At 47.9% G+C, this 560-nt stretch carries 4 tRNA genes; all 4 read left to right on the plus strand.

The window, feature by feature from the left end:
- The first annotated feature begins 77 nt into the window (after nucleotides 1-77).
- The 4 genes from ABT56_RS22990 to ABT56_RS23005 all read left to right on the plus strand — a co-directional run bounded on the left by ABT56_RS22990 (nucleotide 78) and on the right by ABT56_RS23005 (nucleotide 492).
- Nucleotides 78-152: transfer RNA gene (locus ABT56_RS22990), tRNA-Gln, on the plus strand.
- A 44-nt stretch (nucleotides 153-196) separates the two neighbouring features.
- Nucleotides 197-273: transfer RNA gene (locus tag ABT56_RS22995), tRNA-Met, on the plus strand.
- Nucleotides 274-303: 30 nt separating this feature from the next.
- Nucleotides 304-388: transfer RNA gene (locus ABT56_RS23000), tRNA-Leu, on the plus strand.
- Between the two features lie 29 nt (nucleotides 389-417).
- A tRNA-Gln gene (locus ABT56_RS23005) sits at nucleotides 418-492 on the plus strand.
- The last annotated feature ends 68 nt before the right edge of the window (nucleotides 493-560 follow it).

Genomic DNA, 560 nt, shown 5'->3' on the forward strand with positions numbered 1-560 from the left:
GTTCTGGCGCCGCAAGGTGTGAGAGTTCAAGTCTCTCCTTCCGCACCATTATTAAAGTCTCTGAAAAGAGCAACTGCAGGTCTATCGCCAAGCGGTAAGGCAACGGGTTTTGATCCCGTCATCCCCTGGTTCGAATCCAGGTAGACCTGCCACTTTACAAGGTTGATGATTAGTAGTATAGTCGGCAACCCAAAATGGCTACGTAGCTCAGTTGGTTAGAGCACATCACTCATAATGATGGGGTCACAGGTTCGAATCCCGTCGTAGCCACCATCTTCTTTTTGAAGATGAAACAATTTGAATGCGGAAGTGGCGAAATTGGTAGACGCACCAGATTTAGGTTCTGGCGCCGCAAGGTGTGAGAGTTCAAGTCTCTCCTTCCGCACCATTATTAAAGTCTCTGAAAAGAGCAACTGCAGGTCTATCGCCAAGCGGTAAGGCAACGGGTTTTGATCCCGTCATTCCCTGGTTCGAATCCAGGTAGACCTGCCATCATTTAGCTTAACGCTTGATTTAATATCATGTCGGTAAGTATGCGGAAGTGGCGAAATTGGTAGACG

This window comes from Photobacterium aquae, assembly GCF_001029445.1.
Classification (GTDB): Bacteria; Pseudomonadota; Gammaproteobacteria; order Enterobacterales; family Vibrionaceae; genus Photobacterium; species Photobacterium aquae.